This window comes from uncultured Campylobacter sp. (assembly GCF_938030145.1).
GTDB lineage: Bacteria > Campylobacterota > Campylobacteria > Campylobacterales > Campylobacteraceae > Campylobacter_B.
Map to the genome: position 1 here is coordinate 1 of NZ_CALHGM010000009.1, position 21,763 is coordinate 21,763.

The 21,763-nt window shown below is 48.8% G+C and carries 20 protein-coding genes; 12 read left to right on the forward strand and 8 right to left on the reverse strand.

Annotation, left to right across the window (positions count from 1 at the left end):
• Positions 1-352: 352 nt before the first annotated feature.
• Together Q0323_RS02110 and Q0323_RS02115 are read left to right on the forward strand one after the other, a co-directional pair.
• Positions 353-877 carry a DUF4149 domain-containing protein gene (locus tag Q0323_RS02110; RefSeq protein ID WP_298051029.1) on the forward strand — a complete coding sequence of 175 codons (525 nt, stop codon included), beginning with the start codon at positions 353-355 and terminating at the stop codon, positions 875-877.
• Positions 867-1,262: a YbgC/FadM family acyl-CoA thioesterase gene (locus tag Q0323_RS02115; RefSeq protein WP_298051031.1), complete on the forward strand. Its 396-nt coding sequence runs from the start codon at positions 867-869 to the stop codon at positions 1,260-1,262. Before Q0323_RS02110 ends, Q0323_RS02115 begins: the two co-directional genes overlap by 11 nt.
• A 481-nt stretch (positions 1,263-1,743) precedes the next feature.
• Here Q0323_RS02115 and Q0323_RS02120 read toward each other — a convergent pair whose 3' ends face one another.
• The 4 genes from Q0323_RS02120 to abc-f are packed head-to-tail and all read right to left on the reverse strand — an operon-like array spanning position 1,744 to position 6,370.
• Positions 1,744-2,409 (reverse strand): uracil-DNA glycosylase, encoded by a 666-nt coding sequence (locus Q0323_RS02120; protein WP_298051033.1) that lies wholly within the window; start codon positions 2,407-2,409, stop codon positions 1,744-1,746.
• A gap of 7 nt (positions 2,410-2,416) precedes the next feature.
• Positions 2,417-3,217, reverse strand: coding sequence for a peptide chain release factor N(5)-glutamine methyltransferase (prmC, locus tag Q0323_RS02125; RefSeq protein ID WP_298051035.1), 801 nt, complete (start codon positions 3,215-3,217; stop codon positions 2,417-2,419).
• Positions 3,204-4,412: a M48 family metallopeptidase gene (locus tag Q0323_RS02130; protein WP_298051038.1), complete on the reverse strand. Its 1,209-nt coding sequence runs from the start codon at positions 4,410-4,412 to the stop codon at positions 3,204-3,206. Before Q0323_RS02130 ends, prmC begins: the two co-directional genes overlap by 14 nt.
• Positions 4,413-4,417: 5 nt before the next feature.
• Positions 4,418-6,370 carry a ribosomal protection-like ABC-F family protein gene (gene abc-f, locus Q0323_RS02135; RefSeq protein WP_298051041.1) on the reverse strand — a complete coding sequence of 651 codons (1,953 nt, stop codon included), beginning with the start codon at positions 6,368-6,370 and terminating at the stop codon, positions 4,418-4,420.
• Between the two features lie 79 nt (positions 6,371-6,449).
• On the opposite strand from abc-f, the gene Q0323_RS02140 reads away from it, so the two are divergent.
• On the forward strand, positions 6,450-7,544 hold the full coding sequence (locus Q0323_RS02140) for a hypothetical protein (protein WP_298051043.1): 1,095 nt from the start codon (positions 6,450-6,452) through the stop codon (positions 7,542-7,544).
• 957 nt (positions 7,545-8,501) lie between these two features.
• On the opposite strand, the gene Q0323_RS02145 is transcribed toward Q0323_RS02140, so the two are convergent.
• A complete protein-coding gene (locus Q0323_RS02145; RefSeq protein ID WP_297949821.1) occupies positions 8,502-9,488 on the reverse strand; it encodes an amidohydrolase family protein in 987 nt (328 codons plus the stop codon).
• A gap of 317 nt (positions 9,489-9,805) precedes the next feature.
• Between Q0323_RS02145 and Q0323_RS02150 the strand changes: the two genes are divergently transcribed.
• The 5 genes from Q0323_RS02150 to Q0323_RS02170 all read left to right on the forward strand — a co-directional run bounded on the left by Q0323_RS02150 (position 9,806) and on the right by Q0323_RS02170 (position 13,918).
• Entirely contained in the window at positions 9,806-10,144 is a 339-nt protein-coding gene (locus Q0323_RS02150) for a GNAT family N-acetyltransferase (RefSeq protein WP_298051046.1), read from the forward strand.
• Between the two features lie 102 nt (positions 10,145-10,246).
• Positions 10,247-10,498, forward strand: coding sequence for a hypothetical protein (locus Q0323_RS02155; RefSeq protein WP_298051048.1), 252 nt, complete (start codon positions 10,247-10,249; stop codon positions 10,496-10,498).
• Positions 10,495-10,776 carry a type II toxin-antitoxin system RelE/ParE family toxin gene (locus tag Q0323_RS02160; protein ID WP_298051051.1) on the forward strand — a complete coding sequence of 94 codons (282 nt, stop codon included), beginning with the start codon at positions 10,495-10,497 and terminating at the stop codon, positions 10,774-10,776. Before Q0323_RS02155 ends, Q0323_RS02160 begins: the two co-directional genes overlap by 4 nt.
• A gap of 245 nt (positions 10,777-11,021) precedes the next feature.
• Positions 11,022-12,344: an MATE family efflux transporter gene (locus Q0323_RS02165; protein WP_298051053.1), complete on the forward strand. Its 1,323-nt coding sequence runs from the start codon at positions 11,022-11,024 to the stop codon at positions 12,342-12,344.
• On the forward strand, positions 12,320-13,918 hold the full coding sequence (locus Q0323_RS02170; RefSeq protein ID WP_298051056.1) for a M48 family metallopeptidase: 1,599 nt from the start codon (positions 12,320-12,322) through the stop codon (positions 13,916-13,918). Before Q0323_RS02165 ends, Q0323_RS02170 begins: the two co-directional genes overlap by 25 nt.
• A 173-nt stretch (positions 13,919-14,091) precedes the next feature.
• Here Q0323_RS02170 and Q0323_RS02175 read toward each other — a convergent pair whose 3' ends face one another.
• From Q0323_RS02175 to dnaJ, 3 genes are all read right to left on the reverse strand, one after another.
• Entirely contained in the window at positions 14,092-14,532 is a 441-nt protein-coding gene (locus tag Q0323_RS02175) for a hypothetical protein (RefSeq protein WP_298051059.1), read from the reverse strand.
• Between the two features lie 215 nt (positions 14,533-14,747).
• Complete coding sequence (locus tag Q0323_RS02180) at positions 14,748-15,992, reverse strand: hypothetical protein (protein WP_298051061.1); 1,245 nt, start codon at positions 15,990-15,992, stop codon at positions 14,748-14,750.
• 223 nt (positions 15,993-16,215) lie between these two features.
• Positions 16,216-17,307 (reverse strand): molecular chaperone DnaJ, encoded by a 1,092-nt coding sequence (gene dnaJ / locus Q0323_RS02185; RefSeq protein ID WP_298051063.1) that lies wholly within the window; start codon positions 17,305-17,307, stop codon positions 16,216-16,218.
• Positions 17,308-17,437: 130 nt separating this feature from the next.
• Here dnaJ and Q0323_RS02190 point away from each other — a divergent pair, with 130 nt between their 5' ends.
• The 4 genes from Q0323_RS02190 to murC all read left to right on the forward strand — a co-directional run bounded on the left by Q0323_RS02190 (position 17,438) and on the right by murC (position 21,720).
• On the forward strand, positions 17,438-18,109 hold the full coding sequence (locus tag Q0323_RS02190) for a response regulator transcription factor (RefSeq protein ID WP_298051066.1): 672 nt from the start codon (positions 17,438-17,440) through the stop codon (positions 18,107-18,109).
• Positions 18,106-19,347, forward strand: coding sequence for an ArsS family sensor histidine kinase (locus tag Q0323_RS02195; protein WP_298051068.1), 1,242 nt, complete (start codon positions 18,106-18,108; stop codon positions 19,345-19,347). The genes Q0323_RS02190 and Q0323_RS02195 overlap by 4 nt, the downstream gene beginning before the upstream one ends.
• On the forward strand, positions 19,344-19,913 hold the full coding sequence (recR, locus tag Q0323_RS02200) for a recombination mediator RecR (RefSeq protein ID WP_297987545.1): 570 nt from the start codon (positions 19,344-19,346) through the stop codon (positions 19,911-19,913). The genes Q0323_RS02195 and recR overlap by 4 nt, the downstream gene beginning before the upstream one ends.
• A 499-nt stretch (positions 19,914-20,412) precedes the next feature.
• The gene (murC, locus tag Q0323_RS02205; protein WP_298051072.1) at positions 20,413-21,720 is read left to right on the forward strand and encodes a UDP-N-acetylmuramate--L-alanine ligase; all 1,308 of its coding nucleotides are present in this window, start codon (positions 20,413-20,415) and stop codon (positions 21,718-21,720) included.
• Positions 21,721-21,763 lie beyond the last annotated feature (43 nt).

Sequence of the window (21,763 nt, forward strand, 5' to 3'; positions counted from 1 at the left end):
CGGTGCGAAACAGAATTGTGATTATACAAGAGCGATGCTTAAAGGGGGCTGAATACGCATTAAGAAATTTAAAAACGGTTTTGAAATTTCAAATTTTATTACGAAATTTTAATTTCGGCGTGTTCCGATACAAAATTTCATATTCTCCGCCCTCCGTAAAAATTTTATAAATTTCGCAAACGACCGCATCCAAACTAAAATTTGATTATACCGCGATATGCCGCAATATCGCTACTGCCGACCGCACCCATTCGCCCGTAAAACCCGCTTGCAAAACACTTAAGCGCACGATTATAAGATTTCGCTATAATCACGTCCGATTTAAAATTTATCAAAATTTAAAAGGACCTTTATGCGCACAATTTTTTCTATTTATATCTTCATCATAGCAGCCCTTATCGGCATCGAGCTCTCACTCGGCGCACTCGTCGCACCCGTAGTATTTTTCCCGCAGCAGATTATCGGAGAGGGCGTGCTATCGCACTTTCAAAGCGGCAAGCTAATGAGCGAGATCTTCGTAAAATACGGCGGCATCCTCATCGCAGTCTCGATCATCTGCCTCGTTTTTGAGATGATAAATTTCAACAACAACAAATCGCAATCCTTTCGCTTGCGCCTTTCGACCCTGATGCTGACGCTCGTAAATATCATACTTGCCCTACTTTTCGTGCTTTACTTTACCGACTACGTCATAAATGCCCAAAAGATCGGCGCAGAAGCGACGATGACGCCGGAATTTGCCCAAATCCACGCGGCTAGCGAGTGGTGCATGAAACTCATCATCGTGTTTCAAACGGTGCTGTTTTTCGCAAAAATTCTCCCCGCCCTCACCGCAAAAAAGGCAGCACCGGAGCAAAGCGCAGCCGATGCAGATTAAGATTTACTACGAAGATACCGACGCGCAGGGCATCGTGTATCACGCCAACTACATTAAATTTTGCGAGCGGGCGCGCAGCGAGGCGCTTATGCAGGCGGGAGTGGACTTCGCGCACGCGGACGCACACTTCGTAGTTAGCGAGCTTTGCGCTAAATTCTTCCGCCCCGCGCACCTCGGCGATACGCTTGAAATTCGTACGAGCCTAGCTGCGCTCAAAAACGCCAGCGCCCTTTTGCGACAAGAAATTTACAAGATCAAAGATATTAAAAACGTATATTTCAGCGAGCTTTTATACGCGCAGGACGTAAAAATCGCCTTCGTAAAAGACGGCAAGCCGATCAAATTTAGCGCCGAAATTTTAGAATTTTTCAAATCTTTGAGATAAATTTATCTCGCGAGTTCAAATTTACCTAGTCGTGTGGTGCAAACATAGCGCAGATCGGCTTTTCAGCGTAAAGTTTAAGAATGCGCAGAGCTCTTGGACAGTAATAAAATTTGCAGGCTAGATAAAATTTTACGACATAGAATTTCGCTCGGCGTTAAGGTTTAAATTTTGATGCTACATCGCGACATAAATCCCTCACGCACCCGAGATAGCCAGATAGAAAACAAAATTTAAAATATCGGAATTTTGCAATGGCGTTAAATTTTGCCTTGCCCCGCCGCTTTATGAAATTTCTCGTCTTCAAATTTCAACCCGCGCAGATCGAGTCTGTGTTTTGCCTCGCTAATCCCGCTAGTCCGTGAAATTTAAGCAGGTCAAATTCGCCCCGTCTGCTTGCCCGCCGCAATGAAAATCGCGGCGCCCGCGCAAAAAGCTGCACACAAAATTAAAATAGCACGCAAAGAAAGCGCCAAAATGCGCCTCACAGCAGCTCTTTTATCTTCTGCAGATCCTCTTTGAAAAGCTCCGCCTTGCTCGGATTTTGCGCGATGAATGCAGGATCGAAGCTCGGCACGAAGCTGATGCCGCCCTCGTTAAAGACCGAGCCGTGTAGCACGTCCATGCCCGCTAGATCGCCGTTTCGCAGCACGATTTTACAGCAGAGCTCCCCTAGGCAAAGCACGACTTTGGGCTTTAAAATTTTGATTTCGTCGGTCAGATAGGGCGCGCATTTTAAAATTATTTCCGAGCTTATGCGCCTATTTTGTGGCACTGCGCACTTTATCAGAAAGCTAAAATAGATCTGCTCGGGCGCGCAAATTTGATCTAGCGCCGCTGCTACTTCAGCCTCCAAACCGCCGCCAAAACCCTCGTTAGCGCCTGGCGCGAGAGCTACGATCATAAGTTTTACGTTCGCGGGAGTTTTAGAATTTTTAAAATTTTTGATAGTTTTGAAATTTTTAAAATTTTGCTCGCTAGAGCTCGTGCGCGTTTTGGCAAGCTCGCAGAGATTGCACTCGGAGGTAGCGGATTTTAGCGCATCCAGCGCCTTAAAAAATCGCGCGCCGCCGCTTAAAATTTCGGCGCCTACGTAGCGGTAGCCGAACGCTTTGTAGTAAAGCAGCCTGCGTAGTTGCGAGCTTTGCACGGCGCGCCTACGATCTGTTTAAATTTCGCGCGACGAATCCGCGATCAAACTGCGCCAAATCTTTGTAAAATTCCGCTCTAAAGCCCTGCTCGCGCAAAAACGCCGACAGGCTCTGTTTTTGATCATAGCCCATCTCGCAGGCTAGAAATTTTGCGCGCCGTGCGGCGATCAGCACGATGCGTTTTAAAATTTCATCCCCCCGCTCGCCGCCAAACAGCGCCTGTTTCGGCTCTTGCAGCACGCGCGCGTCCAATGCGTAGGAGTTTGCGATGTAGGGCGGATTTGAGACGATGAGATCAAACTCGCCCGCGATCTCATCAGCGTAGGCGCAGTGCACGAACTCGACGTCCGCGCCTAAATTTGCGGCGTTTGCGCGCGCCACCTCAAGCGCATCCGCGCTGATGTCACTGGCCGCGATGCGGCAAGAAGGAAGGAGTTTTTTTAAGCAGATAGCGATTATGCCGCTGCCCGTGCCGATCTCGCAAATGCGCGGCTCGCCCAAGCTCTGCGCCAAAGTAAGCGCCTTTTTCACTAAAATTTCGGTCTCGCAGCGCGGTATCAGAACCCGCTCGTCGACGTAAAATTTAAAGCCCATAAACTCGCAGCTTTGCGTGATGTATTCAAGCGGCCGACCGTCTTTGAACTCGGCTATCTTGGCGCGAAAATCCGCTTCATGCGCGAGCTCTTCCGAGCATCTTAGCACGAGCTCTTCGCTGCTAAGTCGCTCGCAAAGCTTTAAAATTTCGCGTGCGACGTATTTTGAGCCGCACTGCCCCAAGCCCCATCTTAGCGCCTCAGCGATCCTCATCAAGCTCTCTTATGCGCTCATACAGGCTCGGGTGCGAATGATACACCGCGGCGTAAATTTTATGAGCGAGCGGAAACGCCTTGTTTTCGCTGCCCAGCTTCTTTAGCGCGCCGATCATGCTCTTTTTATCCTGCATGCTAGCGCCATGCTGGTCCGCGCTAAATTCGTGCATGCGGCTAAGCTTGGAGATCACCGGCTCAAAAAACGCATGCAAAATCGGCGCAAACAAAATCATAAAAACTAGCGTCGCGCCGCCGCCCTCGCTAAGCCCTAGCGCGCCGAACACGCCCGCGGGAAGGTTTCCGAATACCGCGAACGTCGCGCCTAAAAGCACAAAGCTAAGCGCTAAGCCTTTCAAAATATCGCCGTGTTTGAAATGCCCGAGCTCGTGCCCTAAAACGGCTAAAATTTCATCCTCGCTCAGCTTCTCTATGAGCGTGTCGAAAAGCACGACCTTTTTCGTCGCGCCGAAGCCGCCGAAATAGGCGTTTAGGCGCTTGTCGCGCTTACTTGCGTCAATCGTAAAAACGCCGCTACTTTTAAAGCCGCAGCGCTGCAAAAGCTCCTCTATGCGCTCTTTTAGCTCGCCTTGCTCTAGCGGCTGCATCTTATTAAACAGCGGCGCGATAACGGTCGGATAGATTAAATTTATCAGTAAAACTATGCCGAAGCTTAACAGAAAGCCCCAAACCCACCAGTGCGCGCCCAGGCTGTTTACGCAAAAAACGAGCGCAGAGGCTACTGCAAAGCCAAAAACCAGCATGAGCGCGAGCGATTTTAGCGCGTCTTTTACGAAAACGGCGGGCGTTATCGTGGAAAAGCCTAAACGCCTGTCTTTGACGAAGGTTTTGTAAATCTCAAGCGGAAGCGATATCGCGCCGCCGATGATTAAAAATGCCGTTACAAAGCAGCTCCCCGCCAAAATCCCATCGCCCGCTAGATCATATATCGCGCGCTGTAACGCGCCAGCGCCCGCAAGTATCCAAATAAGCGCCACCGCAAACGAAAAGCAGTGCGAAAATATATTAAATTTTAAATTTACCGCGCCGACCTCGCCCGCCTTGCGATAATCCTCCTCGCTAAGCACCACCGCAGGCTCCTTTAGCTTAGCGCGGATGAAACTTAGCTCGAGCAGATCGAGCGAAATTTTATAAATCGTGTAAAGCGCGTATAAAAAGATCAAAAACCAAACCATCGCGCCTACTTTAGGCTCTCGGCGAGCGAAAGCACTTCGTAATATTCATTTTCCATACTGTTTAATGTTCCTCTTTTTTCTTCAAGTTCTTCAAAAAGCCCCTGCATACCGAGCTTTTGATAAATTTCAGGCGTCGAAAGCGCGTGATTTAGTTCTTTTATGCGCGCCTCGATAGCCTCGATCTTAGCGGGATACTCCTCTAAAATTTTATTCTGTTTGTAGCTAAGTTTGGCGGCGCTCGTTTTCTCCTTTTTATTTTCGCGACCGCTCTCGTCTGTGCTCGCGCTCGCGCCAGCGTCGGCCTCGATCTGATCAATCTCCGCCATCTCGTCTTCAAACTCCAAATACTGCGAATAGGGCATTTGAATTTGATCGATCGTGCCGTTTTTTTCAAAAACCCAAAGCTTATTCGTGATCTTATCGATGAAATAGCGATCGTGGCTTACGATGATTACCGCACCTTCGAAGCTTAGCAGATAATCCTCCAAAATATTGATCGTCGCGATGTCAAGATCGTTCGTCGGCTCGTCCAAGATCAAACAATCGTACTGCTCGGTAAAGAGCTTGGCAAGCGCCAGACGGTTCTTTTCGCCGCCGCTAAGCACGCCCACTGGCTTATCCAAAAACTCCTTCGGAAACAAGAAATTTTTCAAATATCCGTATACGTGCATGTAGCTGCCGCGGACGCTTATGTGATCGCCGCCATTGGGGCAGAAAATTTCGATTATGCTTTTATCGTCCGTAATGCCGCTGCGGGTCTGATCGAAGTAGCCGATCCTGATCTCGCCGCGTTTGATCTCGCCCGCATCGATCTTGCTGCGGCCGAGTAGAATTTTAAGCAGAGTGCTTTTGCCCGCGCCGTTAGCGCCTACGATACCGATGCGCTCGCCCTGCAAGACCCGCGCCGAAAAGCCCTTAAAAAGCACCTTGCCGTTTAAAATTTTACCGATATTCGTGCATTCAAAAAGCATCTTTTTGCGATTGTCGCCGCCCGTGCCGTTAAAGCTCCTACTCGCGCGCTCCAGCTCGAGCCGCACGCGACGGATCGCGCCCGGGTTTTTCTTCGCATCCTGCCTCATCTGCATGATACGCGCCTTGCGCCCTTCGTTGCGTTTTAGGCGCGCCTTTACGCCGCGGTGCAGCCACTCCTCCTCGGCGCGCAGCTGTTTAAGCAGCGTCTCGTGGGACTTTTCGAGCGAGGCGAGCATCTCCTGCTTGCGCCTTAAATAATTTTCATATCCGCCGTCGAAATTTGAAATTTTACCCTCTTCGATCTCGATACTGCGCGTCGCCAAGCGGTCGATGAAGTAGCGATCGTGACTGATAAAAACGATCGTCTGCTTCGAGCTAAGCAGCATGTCCTCTAGAAATTTCACCATATAGACGTCGAGGTGGTTCGTGGGCTCGTCCAGCAGCAGCACGTCGGGCTTTTTAAGCACCAGCGCGCCCAGCGCCACGCGACGAATTTCGCCGCCGCTAAGCGTGCAGACGGAGCGGTTTTCGTAAATTTTAAGTCCGAAATTTTGCAGCACCTGCTCGATCTTATTGTCGATCTGCCAGCCGTCCTTAGCCTCGATAAATTTAATCAATTCGTCTTGGCGCGCTAAAAGCTCCTTGTTTTCGGGCTGCGCGGCGATTTCGCTTGAGATCGCGTCGTATTCGCTAAGGGCGGCGTAAATTTCAGCTAGCTCCCTTCGCAGCGCGTCTTTGACCGAGAGATTTTCGTCAAATTTCGGCGTTTGAGCGAGCATCTGGATATTTAGCCCGTTTTGAGTGATGATCCGCCCCTCGTCGATCTCGCACAGACCTGCAATTATCTTCATCAGCGTGGACTTGCCGCCGCCGTTTTTACCGATCACGGCAACGCGTTCATTGGCGTCCAGTGCGAAATTTACGCCGTCTAAAACGACGTGGGAGCCGAATTTTTTCGTAACATCGATAAGCTCGATCAAAGCCAATTTTAAGTTCCTCTAGTGTTAAATTTGATGATTTTACACAAAATTCTATTAAATTTTAATAACTTTTAAAGGTTCAGCGATGCAAAGTTTGGAATTTAACGACCTGCGCGTAGAAATTTTCGCCCCGCACGCGCCGTCTTTTGGGTCAGCCACGCGTGCGCAGCCTCTCAGATCCACGCTGGATACCCTGCTCGACACCTCTGCATCCGCGCAATTTGTCTCATCTGAGCTTCCCGCACCTATCACGTCCGCTCAGGATGATCCACCTGCCGTTTCGTTCGGTCTGTCTGCGCAGGCTACTTCATCTGAGCCTCCCGCGTCTACAGCACCGAATACACCGCTCGTTACGCCCGCCGTACCCGTTTCGCGCTCCTCTCTCGCCGCGCCTAAGGCACAGGCCATTCAACCTGCCGCGTCGCTTGTGTTAAATACTAGAGCAGAATTTACGGCGGCTATCGACTCGATTTCGTCCGCGTCATCGATGCCGAATACAGTGCCAGCCGCGTCCGCACAAACCGCCTCGCCCCGCTTGGGTGCCGTGCCGATCATCTACCTGCACGCCTTGGAGTTTAGCGCGGCCAGTGTGGGCGAAATTTACGAACTCGTCTCGCGACGAAGCGGCGCGGATTTCGTGCTTGCGGCGATCTATCTAAGCGAGGCGCAGTGGGGCGATAAGCTCAGCCCGTGGGCGGCAAAATCGCCGTTTAAGGGGGTGCGCGATTTCGCAGGCGGCGGCGCGGCGCACTTGGAAAAATTTACGAACGAGTTGATCCTGCGTGGCGAGCGGCACGTATTCGGCGCGGGCAAACCTGCGTGGCGAGCGTGCGCGGGATACTCGCTGGCAGGGCTTTTTAGCGCGTACGCGGCGTTTGCAAGCGATAAATTTCAAAAGATCGCCTGCGTCTCGGCGTCGTTTTGGTTCGGCGGATTTGACGCCTTCGTCGCCGCACACTCGCCGCAAAGGGGGCTGGCGCACGTCTACGCGTCCTTGGGCGAGGCCGAGATGAACCCGAAAAATCCGCGCGGAACACTCTGCGGCGAGACGGCGCGAAATTTCATCGCAAAATGCCGCGGTGCGGGCGCAAAAGCGGAGTTTGAGCAAAATCCGGGCGGGCATATGCAAGATGAGATCGCAAGAATTTCAAAGGCGCTTTTAAAGCTGGTAAACTCCTAAAATTCGGGTAAATTTAAAATTTAGCTGGGCGGGCAATTAAATGGCAGGCTCGACAAATTGGCGCTGCGAGAGATTGAAACAAACGAGCCGAGAAGCGACACGAAGCGTAAATTTAAAGCGAGCCGCCGCTAGAATTTTTCGCGCAACGGTTTTTTGTGTGATGCGATGAAATTTAAAACAAACTCGCATTAAAATTTTATAGCGCAAGCGGTGTGGCAAGGATGGTGCAGCGCAATTCGGCGCGAATAGGACAGCGCGTCGTCATACTATACTCGCGTAAAGCGGTAGTTCCGCCATAAGTACACTAACAACACGGAACGTCGTTGGTATTTTAGCAGCTTTGAGCGTAAATCATACGACGCGGCGCCGATGCGGCACAGGCGGCGTGGTGTATGCGGATTTCAAGCAGACTGCCGCTAAATTTTTGCAGGTTGCGCTAGCGGTTTGAAACTTAAAACGAGCCGTCGTTGTAAAATTTAAAGCAAATCGTGTCGCGGCTAGGATTTAGCGTGCCTGCAAGCTAAATTTAAACAGCAGCGCGCCGCGTATGATCTCGCCGTTTCATTTAGTGTAACTGCTAGCTAAATTAAATCACTGAAATTTCAAGATTTGCGCTGCGCCAAAGAGTGTTTTGATACTACGATACACGCCGATAGGTTTAAATTTTAAAATTTAGCGTCGAGTGAATGTACTCGACCAATATCTGCCGAATTTGCGGCGGCGTAATCGGCGTAATATGCGGAATTTTGCCCTGTGAAATTTCGCGGCGCATGCTTCATTATCAGCTCTCTACTGAGCGCTTTGCCCGACGCACGTTTCGCCTTTTCTCTCGCTATACAGACAGCGCCGACCGCTCCATTACTCGCGCTCACTATGTCATTTGCTACATTTGCTCGGAACCAACTGCGAAAAGCTGCAAATGCACCGAATTCTAACCGCACGCCCGAATTTCACCGTCTACGCAAAGGGCAGAATTTTTTTGTAATTGCTCCACAGCTCGCTATCCTCGCCGAAATACGCGAGCAGTCCGCGTGCGTTGCGATCGAAAGGGTTGGGCTCTTTATGCAGCGCGATACGCTGCGACAGACGCAGATCGTAGGTATTGTATATCGCAGAATACGGCACCGGAAAGTCCGAAGCGTAAAGCAGGCGCGAGTGCACGTCCGTTTGGCTCGCCAGATGCGGCAGGGCTTTCGCGCGCACCGGCGTCATTAGCGCGGAAACGTCGGCGTAGAGGTTTTTGTGCGTACGCAGAAGCGCCAGAAGCGCGAAATAATCGTGTCCGAAATTTCGCGGACGACGCGAGAGCGCACGAAAGATATGCGAGTACTCATAGTTAATCGCCATGTGCGCGCACACCGTCGTAACGCCCAGCTCAAGCGGCGCGTAGATCATCTCCAGCGCCTCGCAGCGGCGAGTGCTCGGCACCGAGCTTTCGTTGCCGACGTGGATCACCAGCGGCAAGCCAAGCTTGGCGAGCTTTTCAAAATACGGCACGTAGCGAGGCAGCCTCGTATCCAGATCCCAATAGTTTTGTAAAAATTTCGCCCCCTTAAATCCTAGCTCAAAGCAGCGATCGATCTCATCGAGCGCGTCCGCTCGCTTCGGATTGATGCTAAAAAACGGCACGATGAGATCTGGGTTTTTTTGATAAATTTCAAACACGCTGTCGTTGTCCGCGCAAACGGTCTTATCGCGATGGATTAGCTCGCCTGCGTCGCTAAATTTAGCATCCACGCCGAAAAGCACCGCTTTTTTAACGTATTTCGAAGCTCTAAGCCCGCCGAGTAGAGCGTCCACATAGGCTTCATAGGGCTCTTTGATCGCGCGCGATACGTCTATGCCGAAGCGCCTGCCGAAAAGGCGCAGCGCGAGCCTGTCGTAAGGGCGATCGAAGCGCACCTCCTTGCTTAGCAGATGGACGTGAAAATCAAGCGTTTGCATCGGGGATCCTTGGGAAAATTTTGCCGAGTTTATATCAAATTGCGGTAAATGGTTAGATTTTAATTCGGGTTTAAATTCGCGCTCCGTGCCTTGCCGCGCCTTTAAATTTTAAAATTTAAACCTCTCCGCAAGAGCCGCTAATTGATATTTAATGCCGTTTTAAAGCTATGGCGATATACTTGCGATTTGAAAAGCTATTTCAATTAAGGAGCGAAGATGGAGTTTGAAATTTTAGAAAATTCCGCCGATTTCAAGCCTAGTGATCTGGATGAGATAATGATCGGGGTCGCTGGGATACGAAGCAAAACGCAGCCTCCGTGCCGCCGCACGAGACATACAGAGTGTGGCGCACCTATGATTACGTGGCGATCTCCAAAACGCAGGGCAAGACCTTGGGGGTGCTGGAGGCGTTTTGCGACCGCGACAACTTCGCTACGAGCTATCTTTACTGCGTGATAGTTCATAAAGATTATCAAAGGCGCGGTATCGGCACGGCGCTCGTAAATGCCTTTAATAAGCGCTTTGCGCACACCACCACCTTTGTCGTAACTCCTCTGCATAAGGCTGAGGGCGCCGGAGAATTCCTACAAAAGTGCGGCTTTAAGGACGCGTCGGAGCACTTCACGGTTCATATGAGGAAGCGAAATTCGATCTAGCGGGCGTAAATTTTAAAATTTTATCGAGCTTTAGCTCTAAAACGGTTGGAATTTTAAATTTAGCTATGAGCTGCTATAATCGCTAAAATTTAAGGAGCCAAAATGATCACTATGCAGATCCAAAGCAGTGTCGATCGCGATACTCTCGAAACTTTTAAGAAGCTTTTTTTAAAAATTGATCCCTCCGCACAGATCACTCTAAGCGGCGAGAAAAGCTTAGAAACGATTCTATCGGAGTTTAAATCCGGCGAAAGTTACGACGAGATAAAAAACGGAATGGATACAGATTTAAAATCATACGCAAACGGCGATCTAAGCGGCTTCGAGGAGCTAGGCAAGGGCTGGAAAAATTGAAAATAATCCAGTCTAAAAGATTTCGTGCGCAGCTTAGCAAGATCGTAGAATTTATCGCAGAGCACTCAGAGGATGCGGCGGAAAATTTTAAAAACGAGCTTTTTGCGCGAGCAGGCAAGCTTGGCTTTATGCCGTACAAATTTCGTAGATCAAAAAGCTTTGACGATGATAAAATTAGAGATTTCATATTTAAGGGTTTCGTAATCCCGTATCTAATAGACGAACCCAACGATACAATCGTTATCCTGGCGATATTTAAGCAAAATTTATTGAGATAGCTTGACGCCTGTTTAAAACATCCGCGTTTAAATTCCGCGCTCCATTTATTAAAACCGCTCATTCGCCGCCGCGGCAGCGCCAAATAAACCAACCGCTCGCCCCGCTAAATCACCGCATATTCGCGCCGGGCGCCGTAAATTATAATTCTATGCGCGGCGCGCGAAAACAACTCCGCTCACCCCCTGCGCAAAAGCAAACCTAAAAGATTTTTCGGCTACAATTTCCCCCCAAATAAAGGCAAAATATGAAAGAAATCTCGCTGTTAAGGCTCTCGCTCGCAATCTACGTCGATATGTTTTTGCGCCTAGTAACCACGTTTATCAACACCTACATGATCTCGCGCGTGGACGTCTCGCTAGTAGGCGCGCTGGGGGCGGGCAACGAGATATTTTTGCTCTTCGTCACCGTTTTCGGCTTCCTCGCCGTGGGCTGCTCGGTTCTCGTAGCGCAGGCGCTGGGGGCGAAAAACAAAGTCCTAGCGATGCGCGCGATCCACACAAGCATCGCATTCAACGCGCTAGTGGGGCTTTGTAGCGGCTTTTTCGTCTTTAGCTGCGCGCCATTTTTACTCCGCGCGCTGCAAGTGCCCGCCGAGCTTTTGAGCGAAAGCGCGATCTATCTTAAGGTCATCAGCATTGTCTTTGCGATAGACGCCGTCGCGATCGTGCTTAGCGCCATCGTTCGCGTCTACGGATACGCAAATTTCATCATCGCAGTCTCCGTGGTGATGAATCTAGTAACTCTCGCGGGCAACTACGTCGTGTTATTTAGGCCGTTCGGACTACCGTACTACGGGCTTGAGGGTATCGGCGTGAGCACGATCGCGGGGCGCATGATCGGCGTATTTTTATTCTTTCTCATCATCACGAAGGTGCTAAAGATAAAATTTTACCTCACGATGTTTTTAAAGATCAAGCTCGCCACGCTGCGTAAAATTCTATCCGTAGGGCTTCCGAGCGCGGGCGAAAACATGCTGTGGATCGTGCAGTATCTAGTCGCCTTCGCCTTCGTCGCGAGCATGGGCGAGGCGAGCCTTACCGTGCAGACGATCTATTTTCAAATTTCATCATTCATCTTCTTCGGCGGAAGCGCGATCAGTATGGCAAACGAAGTGATCGTAGGCCGCCTCGTAGGCGCCGCCAAGCCACAGGAGGCGTACCGACACACTTTTACCGCGCTGCGCTTCGGGCTCGGGGCGACGGCGCTTTTCGTCGCGATCGTATTTTTAGCGCGCGAGCAGATCATGGAGATGTTAAGCCTAAGCGAGGCGCACAAGCAAGTCATGCGGCCGCTTTTTTACCTAACGCTCGGGCTTGAGTTCGGGCGGACGCTTAATATCGTGTTCGTAAACGCCCTGCGCGCAAGCGGCGACGCGAGGTTTCCCTTTGCGATGGGCGTGATCTTTATGTGGGGCGTCTCGATCCCGGTGGGCTGGCTTTTGGGCATCCATCTGGGGTATGGAATTTTGGGCGTTTGGATCGGGTTTTTCTGCGACGAGTGGCTGCGCAGCAGCGCGAATACGGCGCGATGGATAAGTAAAAAATGGCAGAGCAAAAAGTTAGTCTAAATTTGCTAGGCTTGCCGATCAGCCTGCGCTTTAAGCGGATGAAATACGCGCGCATCCGCATTAACAAGGACTGCGAGATCAGCGTGAGCGTGCCGCGCTCCTACACCGCGGCGCAGGCGAAAGACTTCATCCTAAAGCACGAAAGCTGGATTCGTCAAACGCTAGAGCGGCTGCGAAGCAAGCTCTTAGCAAGCGATCAGGTTAGAATTTTAGGCAAAATTTACAAGCTGAAATTTAGCCGCGAGGTTGAGCTCGGTACAAACTGCGGCGCAGATGAAAGTTTAGGTGAGAGCGGCGCGCGGGACTGCGTAAACTGGGCGAATGGCGATGCGGGCGACGACGCAGGCGGCGTAAATTCAGCTCATTTACAAAGCAGCGCAGGCATAAGCGGTAGCGGCGGCGATGGCGACGATGTGAGCGGCAGCGCAAACAATGCTATGGGCGACATGGGCGACGGTGCGTGCGGCGGCACGGGAAGTGAAATTTTAAAATTTCACTCGGGCGAACGCACTTCGCAAAGTAGTGCGGCGGGCGAGAATTTGAAATTTGACCTACCCGGCAATGCTGCGCAAGGGCTCGCGCAACAGAGTGAAATGCGACAAGGCGGCGGGTTTATAAATATCGCAGTGCAAAATGGCGCAGCGGACGCAGATTTGAAATTTAATCTCGCACGAGAGGACGCAAGCCTGGAAGGCGGCGAAAATTTAAAATTTAACCCAAATGCTTTGGGCGCGCGGGGGCAAAATTTAAATCGCGACGGCGCACAAAATTTAGCGGGCGAGGAATTTTTCAAATCGAGCCGTATCCAGACAGAAGCGCTAGAGCAAAACGGCGGCGAACAATCCTGCAGCGAAAATTTAAAATTTCACTTGGGTGGGCGCGTTCCGCAAAGCAATGATGCGAGTAAATTTAACTCCGCCTCAAGCGGCGAAATTTTAAAATTTGATCCCGCCGCAAAGGGCGAAATTTTAAAATTTAAACCTATCGCGGGTGATGGAATTTCAAATTTTAAACCCGCTGTGAGCGGTGAAATTTCAAATTTTAGCTCTGTCGTGGGCGAAGGAATTCCGCTCATGAGCGAAAGAATTTCAAAATCCGCGAGCAAAAACGTGCCGCAAAATGTAGCACAAAGCGCGCAAGCGGCGGATATCGAGCGCGACGAGCCCGATTTTACGATCAAAAATTTTATCCAAAGCTCTAAATTTAAAGATAAAATTTTCGTATCGGGGGGCGCGATCTTTTGCGAGAGCGAGGGCGAGTTTGCGGCGTTTAAAAAGGCTTTTGCGCTTGAACTTTATCTGCGCTATATCGAGAAATTTTCGCCGCGGATAGGCCGCAAGATCGCGCGGGTGCGGGTACGCACAATGCAGACGCGCTGGGGCAGCTGCAACCACGCTAAGGGCTATCTCAACTTCTCGCTAAGCCTGATAGAGCGGGATCCGCGCTTCGTCGAATACGTCGTGCTGCACGAGCTCGCGCACCTCATCCACGCAAACCACGGAGCGGACTTTTACGCGCTCATCGCGCAGATCATGCCCGATTTTAGGGAACGTATCAAGCTAGGCAAGGGCTAATTTGCGAACGGGCGCTCGTTTAAATTTCACGCCGCTGCGGCACAGTTCTTGCCGCAGTCGATAAATTTCAACTGATCTTTCACTCCTCTTTCGCCCCGCCGTAGCCGCGCAACCCGCCCCGAACTTGCGCAGCGTAGGCGGCGAAATTTCGCAAATTTTCGCGGATCCAAACGCTAATCTAAAGCCGCAAATTCCACGTATTTCTCCATCGCAACTAGCAGGAGCCAGCGCGCGGTAGGGCTGAAAAAATAGTGGTGTTCAGGGACCTGCTCCATTATAAATTTTAAAAAATCGTAAAAATATTCAGGCGCAAATTTAACCTCGGCGCTCGTTAGACTATCGCCCAGATAGTAGATTTCGCCGCTCAAAATCCTCGCTTTTACCGCGGGGGTTGCGTCTATGAAGTTCCCGGCGCCAGCAAAGCTCAGGCAGTCCGCGGTCGCGTAATCTTTCAAACCCCGCAAGACGGGCTTGGAGCCGACAAAGGTAAAATTTTCCTCTATAAAGCGCGCTCCGCCCTCGCTCACCTGCCAGCAATCGCCCAAACTCGATAAAAACGCAAACATCTCATCATCCGCGGATTTGAAATTTATAGGCTCATTTTTGCGATCCATCTTTGTCCTTTTTAAATTCATAGTTGCTTTTATTTTGAAATTTTTACGATAAAGAATAGAAAATATGTTTGATTTAATCTTTTTAAAATCATTATATTAAATTAGGCTAATCAAGGTTTTCCGAGCTCTTTTTATTTCAAGCGAAATCCTTTACCGCCCTTTAAAATTCAACCAATTCAAATAATCGTTCTTTCTTTATTTTTTTTGAACTTTATTTATTTGTTATCATCAGTGAACTGCTCTTTGACAAGATCTTTGATATCGCTTTTAATACTTTTAGTATCAACTATTGAATCCTCACCCAGCTTCTGAAATTTTTCTTTATCCGCCTTCGTATATTCCTGTTCATCATCATATTTTTTTGTGATCAACCGAATCATCTTGCGACGCAAAAACTTCTCATCTCTAATATTTGACCTCTCTTTGATCCACCCAATTAGTAATACCATCAACATTATAAAACCAATATAACCTAGAATTGGATACATAATCGATACTAATTTTTTAAAGCCCATAAAGGATAATATATACCCTACAACTACGGTGCCAATCATAATTGGATAAAAACGTTTTGATTGATTAGATGAGAAACGTTTTGCTAAGGCATAGAATAAACTGAAAGCAGTATTAAAGATCAAGCCGAAGATAACAAGTGCATACACAAACGCAAATGCAGGGTGAATCTGTTTGGCAATAGCCAACATAGGAATATCAACAGTCGTTGCAAGTTTTACATTTGCATATAAGATACAGGTTGTAACTGTGATGATAATACCGATTATAAATCCACCCAAAGTACCACCTTTTTCTGCTACACCAATCCTCATAATGGATCCCCCTAATACAAAAGCCATTGATACACCTGTCATAACGCAGAGCGAAAAATAATTCAGAACAGAAAACCAGATATTTGGCATTGGAGTAGAGATTGTATTTGCAAGTGTTTCTAATTCTTTAAAATCAAAACGTTGACTTGCAAAGGTATACACTGCCATAATCATAATCATGATAAAAATAATAGGCGTAAATATTCCGATCACATTCGTGATTTTTTCAAAATTAAGAAAGCTAACAAGGATTATCAATACGGCACATAGGAGTGCTCCTGACCAGAATGGCATGCCAAATTGCTGATTAAGATTTGATCCAGCCCCGGCAATCATGACAAAACCTACCACAAAACAGCAAATAATTAAAGAAATATCAAGAATTTTATTAGTGATAGATCCAGCAATTTGTGAAAGAACTTCAAAGTGATCATTGGATCTAAAATAACTACCGAATGTAATAATGATTTTACCAAAGACGGCATTGAGGATACCAAGAATAACGGCTCCAAGAATACCCCATTTGCCAAAACTGACGAAATATTGCATCAGATCCTGACCGGACGATAATCCAGCACCGACAATAACCCCAACATATGCTAACGCTACATTTAAAATTTGTTTTAACATCATCCTACCTCTTAATTATAAAAATTTTAATTTGCTTTACTAATATTAAGAATCTTTAAATTTAAATAATATTAAATGCTAATTAAATTTTATCCAAATAATGACACGAAATTTACACCGAAATTACATCCAAACTCTTAGCGAGATTCCAAGCGAAAATCCCGTACTTTGGTGAATAAAACCGCAAGACCACCGCGCAAAACAGATCAAGGCAAATCAAGGCAGTTTACTTGAAAAAATTCTTGATTTTATCGAGTATCCCCTCGTCGTCTCCGCCCTTGCTACCGAAGCTTTCTTGAAGCTCGCGCAAAAGCGCCTCTTGCTTCTCGTTCAATTTTTTAGGGGTTTGGACGTTTACCTGCACGATCAGATCGCCGTTTTTCTTGGTGCGGATATTCGGCGCGCCCTCGCCGTAGATCGTGAAGCGCTGCTTGTCCTTCGTGCCTACTTTGAGCTTCAGCTCCGCCTTGCCACGCGGCGTCGGCACCTCGATACTCTCGCCCAAGATCGCCTGCGTGAAAAACACCGGCACCTCGATATATAGGTCATCTCCATCGCGCAGGAAGTGGCTGTCTTCCTTCACGCGCACTATCACATACAGATCCCCGATCTCGCCGGTTTTAGAAACGTTGCCCTTGCCGCTTAGGCGCACGCGCTGTCCGTCGTCTATGCCTGCTGGAATGTCAAATTTAAGACTTACGTCCTCTTCGGTAAAGCCCCTGCCGCCGCAATCCTTGCATCTATCCTTTACGATCTCGCCCGTACCACCGCATTCGGAACAGCTTTGGATGAAGCTCATATATCCGCGCCTGACCGCGACACGCCCCGTGCCGCCGCAAGCGGAGCAGGTATGTCTTTTTTTGTCCTTCGAGCCGGTAGCGTCGCAGGCAGGGCACGGCTTTTTGATTTTGTATTTTATCTCCTTGTGAACGCCCTCTAAGGCCTCTTTAAACTCCAGCGTTACGGCCAGCTCTGTATCTATGCCATATGGATCGCTAGGGCGAGTCGAGCGACCGCCGCCGAATGCCTGCTCAAAAAAATCGCCGAAAATGGAGCTAAAATCAAATCCTCCGCCGCCCGCGCCGCCATATGCGCCGCCGATGCCCTCTTTGCCGTAGCGATCATACATCCTGCGCTTTTGATCGTCACTTAAAATTTGATACGCTTCGTTGATCTTTTTAAATTTCTCCTCCGACTCCTTGTCGCCTTGGTTGCGGTCAGGGTGGAATTCTAAAGCGAGTTTTCGAAACGCCTTTTTTATCGTCTCGGCGTCCGCGTCGCGCGCCACGCCTAAAATTTCATAATAATCCTCTTCCATGGAATTCTCCTTAAGCTATAACAAAAGGGGCAATTTTATCTAAATTTAATAAAACTCAAGTTAAGACTTAACTATTTTTATGTATAATGCAATATTTAAAATTTCAAATCAACGATTCAAAGGATAAAAAATGATAAATGTATTGATGATAGAAGACGACAGCGAGTTCGCACAGCTTCTAACCGAATATCTGGCTAAATTTAACATCCAAGTTACAAACTTCGAAGACCCGTATTTGGGCATTAGCGCTGGGATCAAAAACTACGATCTGCTGATTTTAGATCTTACGCTTCCTGGGATGGACGGACTTGAAGTCTGCAAAGAGATCCGCGAGAAATATGACATCCCGATCATCATCAGCTCGGCTAGAAGCGACGTGAGCGATCGCGTCGTAGGCCTTCAGATCGGAGCGGACGATTATCTACCCAAGCCTTATGATCCAAAAGAGATGCACGCGCGCATTATGAGCCTCATCCGCCGCTACAAAAAAGCTAGCGAAAAGGAAGAAACCGCCGCAGACAGCGTATTTCGTATCGACGATAAGCGCCATGAAATTTACTTCGGCGAGGAGTCGCTCGTGTTAACGCCTGCGGAGTATGAAATTTTAGAATACCTAATCAAGCAGCATAGCTTTTCGGTATCTCGCGAGCAGCTCGTATACCATTGCAAGAGCCTAAAAGATAAGGACTCAAAGAGCTTAGACGTCATCATCGGACGCTTACGCACCAAAATCGGCGACAGTTCCAAGGCGCCTAAGCATATCTTTTCGGTTCGCGGTATCGGCTACAAGCTCATCGGATGAAACACTCCTTAATCACTAAAATTTCGGTTTTTTTTGTAATCGCGATCATCTTAGTCTGCGTGCTTTTTATCACGTTCGCACGGATGCAGATGAATAGAGCTTTAGGCAGCATGCAGGCTAATCAAATAAACGCGGTCAATAATCTACTTGAGCTATACAAGCGTAATGCCCCTCCCAGCGATATTGAGCGCTACTTCTCCAGCTATGGCTTGGAGCTTGTAAAAGACAAAAATATCATCCAAAACATCATCACGAGCGGTAAAATTTTTTTCGTCCAAGACACCTCTATCGGGGAGTTTAGCTCGGTCGAGTATAATAATTCACTGTTTTTAAATATCAAAAACAACTCTTTCGTCGTGGTTTTCGAAAGCCTCGGCACGAAGAATTTAAACGATCCGCTTTGGGTCGGGTTTTTGCTTACGATGGCGGTTTTGATCTCACTTTATCTATCGATAGTGCGAAGCTTCACGCCGCTAAAAAAACTAAGCAAAAATATCAAAAAATTCGCCCAGGGCAACTTGGACGTAAATTTAGCCGCCGCGCACAGCGAGGATGAGATCGGGCAGGTCGCGCAGGAATTTAACAACGCAATTGCCAAAATTCAAGAGCTGATCCGCTCGCGCCAGCTGTTTTTGCGCACCATCATGCATGAGCTTAAAACCCCGATCGGCAAGGGCAGGCTCATCACCGAAATGCTAGATGACGAAACACAAAAGGTGCGGCTCGTAAATGTCTTCGAGCGGCTTGAAATTTTAATCAACGAGTTTGCCAAAATTGAGCAACTGCTCTCAAAAAGCTACTCGCTAAATTATCAGGATTATCATTTCAGCCTCATTTTAGAGCAAGTAAAAGATATGTCGATGCTCGATAACTGGGACGAGCTCATCAGCACGGATATCGAGTGCGATGCGGTGATAAACGTGGATTTCGGGCTATTTGCACTAGCGATTAAAAATTTAATCGATAACGCCCTAAAATACTCCAGCGATAAAAAAGTCCGCATCATCTGCGATGAAAACAAAGTAAGCGTCGCCAACCGCGGCGCAGCGCTTGCAAAATCATTCGAGCACTACAAGCAAGCCTTTATCAGAAATAAAGACGAGAAAGCCACCGGCATGGGGCTTGGGCTTTACATCATCGATAAAATTTGCGAGCTGCATAAATTCCGCTTCGAGTACAATTACAGCGACGGCACACACTACTTCTCGATCGTCTTTTCGCCAAAAGGCGCCATATGAGCGGCGGAGATAGGTTCGAAGAGCTCGTTGCAAGCTTTGAAAAGCTTCCCGGCGTGGGCAAAAAGTCCGCCCTGCGCTTTGCGTACTACGTAAGCGTGCAAAATTCCTTCCTAGGGCTAAATTTAGCGCACAATATCGAAGAGGCGGTGCGCGGACTGCACAGATGCCGCATCTGCGGTGCGGTATGCGAGGGCGAGATCTGCGAATACTGCGCTGACGATGAGCGCGAAAGCGATAAAATTTGCATCGTCGAAAACCCAAAAGATATCTTTATTTTAGAGAGCAATAAAATTTACAACGGTCGCTACTTCGTGCTAGACGCCGCTGACGAAGATAAAATCGCGGCGCTGCGCGAGATGGTGAGCCGAAACGGCGCGCGCGAGCTGATATTTGCGCTGACGCCGGGCATCAACTCCGACGGCATCATGCTTTATGTCGAGGACAAACTCGCGGATCTGGGTTTGAAATTTACCAAGCTCGCTCAGGGCGTGCCTACGGGCGTGAGCTTAGACAACGTCGATATGCTCTCGCTAATAAAGGCGATCAACGGGCGCACCGATATTTAAAATTTCGACGAAATTTTAAATTTATGCGGGTAAATTTGAAGCACAAGGCGACAAATAGGATTTGCCGCGAAGCTCAAGCGGCGAAATTTGAGGCGTAAATTTATATAGTTTGGTGCGCGATGAAATTTACCGAAATTTACGCGGCTTCGGCGGCGCGATACGATGCGGCAGGCACGGCGGCAAACGGCTTCTCGCTCGCTGCGAGGTTTTAACAGCGGATTTGAGCCGTAAAATTTAAGCACGCCGTTTCGAAGCGGAGTTTCGGGCGCGGAATTTCTAGCGCTTAAATTTTAAAAGGCGAAATTTTAAGCAGCAAATTTCGGGCGCTAAATTTTAAAAGCGGTTTGGGGGCTACCGAGACTGCACGACGCAGCGAGCTCGTAAAACTAAAGGTGAATTTTAAGGCGCACGGGAATGGTTTAAATTTTTCAATTTCGCCGGCGCGGGTGGGATTTAAAAATTTAAACGTAATTTTCCATTATAATATTTAAGGACAAAGGTGAAAAAGGTTCATTTTATCGGCATCGGCGGCATAGGGATATCGGCATTGGCGAGATTTTTACACGAGAAAAATTTTATCATCTCAGGCTCTGACATCAAAGAGAGCGAGACGACCTACAAGCTAAGAGCGGACGGTATGGAGATCATCACTCCGCACGACGCTTCGGCGATAAAAGATCAGGAGATCGTCATCTACTCCGCCGCGATCAAAGAGGACAACGTCGAGCTGCAAGCCGCGCGCAAAAAAGGGATCGTCTGCCTCTCGCGTAAGGAGGCCCTGCCCTTCGTGCTAAAAGACAAGCGCGTCTTCGCAGTCGCCGGCGCGCACGGCAAAAGCACCACGAGCGCGATAACCTCGGCGCTGATAAACGGCTCGGTCATCATCGGCGCGATCTCCAAGCAGTTCGGCTCGAATATGAAGTACGAAAACAGCGAAAACATCATCTTCGAAGCCGACGAGAGCGATTCTAGCTTTTTAAATTCCAACCCCTACGTCGCGGTCGTGACCAACGCCGAGCCCGAGCATATGGATCATTATGACAACGATTTGGATAAATTTCACGCGGCGTATCGCGGCTTTTTGGAGCGCGCCAAGATCCGCGTGATAAACGCCGAAGATGAGTTTTTAAGCTCGATTAAACTCGGTTGTATCAAACTCTTTCCTTCGCGCGACATAACGGATCTGAAGGTGCTGCTGCGCGATCATCAGCCGTTTATGAGCTTTAATCTTAAAGAGCTCGGGCGCTTTGAGGTTTACGGGCTAGGAAGGCACATCGCCATAGACGCGTCACTAGCGATCCTAGCCGCTGCATGCGAGACGGGGCTAGAGCAGATCCGCAAAAATTTACTGAATTACCAAGGGATCAAAAAGCGCTTCGACATCCTGTGCGCCACCCCAAACTTCGTGCTCATCGATGATTACGGCCACCATCCCACCGAGATCAGAGCGACGCTGCAAAGCGCGCGCGAATACGCTAGCCTGCTAGGGCTTAGCAAGATCACGGCGATCTTTCAGCCGCACCGCTTCAGCAGGCTTAAGGCGAATTTAAACGCTTTTAAGGAGTGCTTTACGGGCGTGGAGGAGTTAGTCGTACTGCCCGTTTACGCCGCGGGCGAGCCGAGCAACGGCATCGATCTGAAAGAGGAGTTTAAGGGGCTCGGCGCGCTATTTACCGAGCGGGTCTTTAGAAACGGCGAGAAGATAGAATTTAGCGATATTTTCGGCGTCCGTCACATCATAAACGATGGCCTCGTGATCGGATTTGGCGCAGGCGACATCACCTATCAGCTGCGCGGAGAATTTTAGACTTGAAAACTCTCGCCGAATTTACGAGCCAAACTCCGCTGCG